2 protein-coding genes and 1 pseudogene are annotated in these 2525 nt (G+C 73.7%); 1 reads left to right on the forward strand and 2 read right to left on the reverse strand.

Annotated features, from left to right (window positions below):
• Positions 1 to 135, reverse strand: a pseudogene (locus tag K9U40_RS24870) (glutamate synthase-related protein); the annotation flags it as partial.
• A 381-nt stretch (positions 136 to 516) separates the two neighbouring features.
• Between K9U40_RS24870 and K9U40_RS24875 the strand changes: the two are divergent.
• On the forward strand, positions 517 to 1065 hold the full coding sequence (locus K9U40_RS24875; protein WP_432715933.1) for a sensor histidine kinase: 549 nt from the start codon (positions 517 to 519) through the stop codon (positions 1063 to 1065).
• Between the two features lie 38 nt (positions 1066 to 1103).
• On the opposite strand, the gene K9U40_RS22535 is transcribed toward K9U40_RS24875, so the two are convergent.
• Positions 1104 to 2483 (reverse strand): amidase, encoded by a 1380-nt coding sequence (locus K9U40_RS22535; RefSeq protein ID WP_282892336.1) that lies wholly within the window; start codon positions 2481 to 2483, stop codon positions 1104 to 1106.
• Positions 2484 to 2525 lie beyond the last annotated feature (42 nt).

Consider the following 2525-nt stretch of genomic DNA (forward strand, 5'->3'; position numbering starts at 1 on the left):
GCGCATCATGATGCAGCCCGCCGCGATGAGCGGCGCGGTGGAGAAGGCGAACTCGTCGGCCCCGAGCAGGGCGCCGATGACCACGTCGCGGCCGGTGCGCAGGCCGCCATCCACCTGCAGGGCGACGTGCTCGCGGGCGGCGACCTGACCGTCCGCCTGCTGGGCCTGCCGGTGGGGTTGATCGCCGGCATCCTCGGCTTCCTCGTGGCGCTCGCCGCGCTGTTCGCGGTGCGGCGGGAGACGCGCCCGCTCTCCGATCTCACCGAGGTGGTGGAGCGCTTCGGCGCGCGGCTGGAGCCGCTTGAGGTGCCCGAGCGCGGCGCGCCGGACGTGCGCCTCGTCATCCGTGCGGTGAACGCCATGCAGGCGCGCATCGCCGAGCTGGTGCGCATGCGCACGCTGGTGCTCGGCGCCATCAGCCACGATCTGCGCACCTATCTCACCCGGCTGCGGCTGCGGCTGGAACTGCTGCCGCCGGGTCCGCAGGTGGAGAAGGCGCAGGCCGACCTCGCCGGCATGCAGGCGCTGGTGGACGACGCCCTCGCCTTCGCCCGCGCCACCTTCGCCCCGGCCTCCGGGGAGCGGGTGGACCTTTCCGCGCTCGCCCGCGCCGAATACGAAGCCCATCTCGGCGCGGCCGGTGCGGTGACCCTTGCCGGCGACGACGCGCCCCTGCTGGTGGACGGCGCGCGCGGGGCGTTGGCGCGGGTGCTGGCCAATCTCGTGGGCAACGCTTTGGCCTACGGGCAGCGCGCCGACATCACGCTCATCGACCTCGGCGAGCGGGTGGAGCTGCGCGTGGAGGATCGCGGCCCCGGCATTCCGGCGGCCGAGCGGGCAAGCGTGTTCGAGCCCTTCTATCGGGTGGAGCCCTCGCGCAACCGGGACAGCGGCGGGGCGGGGCTCGGCCTCACCATCGTGCGGCAGATCGTGGAGGGGCACGGCGGCGAGGTGGTCATCGCCGACCGCCCCGGCGGCGGCGCGCGCCTGCGGGTGCTGCTGCCGAAGGCGGGCGGGGCCGATCAGGCGGACAGAGCGCGATCCGATCAGATTGACTCAATCTGATCGGTGAATCGCCCTCTAAGTTCAAGAAAGAGAACGCGTTATCCGATCAGATCGCGATGCGATCTGATCGGCGCGTGCTCTAGCGCCGCCTCCACCCCCGCCGCGACGGCGAACAGGGCCTGATCCGTGCCCGGCGCGCCGGCCAGCATCAGCCCCACGGGCGCGCCGCCGGGGATGGGCAGGGAGATGGCGCAGCCGTCGGTCATGTTGATGAGGGTGGGGTTGCGCAGGGCCAGCAGGTTGGCGCGGCCATAGGCGTCGTCGTCGGTGGCGAGGTCGGCGATCCGCGGCGGCAGGATGGCCACCGTGGGCATCACCAAAGCGTCGAAGCCGGCAAGCCGCGCCGCAGCGCGCTGAACCAGCGCCCGGCGCGCGGCCACCAACTCCACGTAGTCGGCGGCGGACTGCTCCGCACCGCGCTTGATGCGCCCCGCGACGCGCGGGTCGTAGGCGTCGGCCTTCTCCGCCAGCAGGCGGCGGTGCACCGCATAGCTCTCGGCGGCGGAGAAGCCGCCCTTGGCATTGATGGTGGCCACCTCGCCGAACTCGGGGAAGGGCGCGGAGACGATGTGCGCGCCGGCCTGCGCCAGAGCCTCGACCGCCGCCTCGAAGGCCTTGGCGACCTCGCCGTCGAGCCCGTCCAGCGCCACGGTGGTGGGCACCAGCAGCCGCAGCCCCCTGGCCGGACGCGACGCCGGCGGCGCCGGCTCGGTGCCGGAGAGGATGGCGTCGAGGGCCGCGCAGCAGGCCACCGAGCGGGCGATGGGGCCGATGGAATCGAGCGTCGTGGAAAGCGGGAAGGCGCCCTCGCGCGGCACCCGGCTGGCGGTGGGCTTGTAGCCGGTGATGCCGCAGAAGGCCGCCGGGATGCGGCAGGAGCCGCCGGTGTCGGTGCCGAGGGCGGCGTGGGCCATGCCGTCCGCCACCGCCACCGCCCCGCCGGAGGAGGAGCCGCCGGAGACGCGGCCGCCTTCCGCCCGCTCGAACGGGGCGCGCGGGTGGCCGTAATGGGGGTTCATACCGAGGCCGGAATAGGCGAACTCGGTCATGGTGTTGCGGCCGAGGAGGACGAACCCAGCCCGGCGCAGGCGCGCCACCGCGGTGGCATCCGCCGTGGCCGGCGCATGGTCCTTCAGCACTTTGGAGCCGGCGGCGGTGACCTCCCCCTGCACGTCGAACAGGTCCTTCACCGCGATGGGGATGCCGGCAAAAAGCGATGGCGCCGCCCCCGCCTTGCGCAGCTCATCCTGTGCCTGCGCCGCCTTGAGCGCGCCCTCCCGGTTCACCGAGACGAAGGCGCGGGCGCCTTCGCCGGCCGGGTCCGCGATGCGGTCGAGGCAGGCTTCCGCCAGCGCCCGCGCTGTGGTGCGCCCGCAGGCGAGGTCTTGGGCGAGGGCTTTGAGAGTCGGTTGGGGCATGGCGAAGTCCGGATCATCAGCAGGGGCGGGCGGGATCAGGCC

Source organism: Xanthobacter autotrophicus (genome assembly GCF_030015065.1).
GTDB classification, from domain to species: Bacteria; Pseudomonadota; Alphaproteobacteria; order Rhizobiales; family Xanthobacteraceae; genus Xanthobacter; species Xanthobacter autotrophicus_D.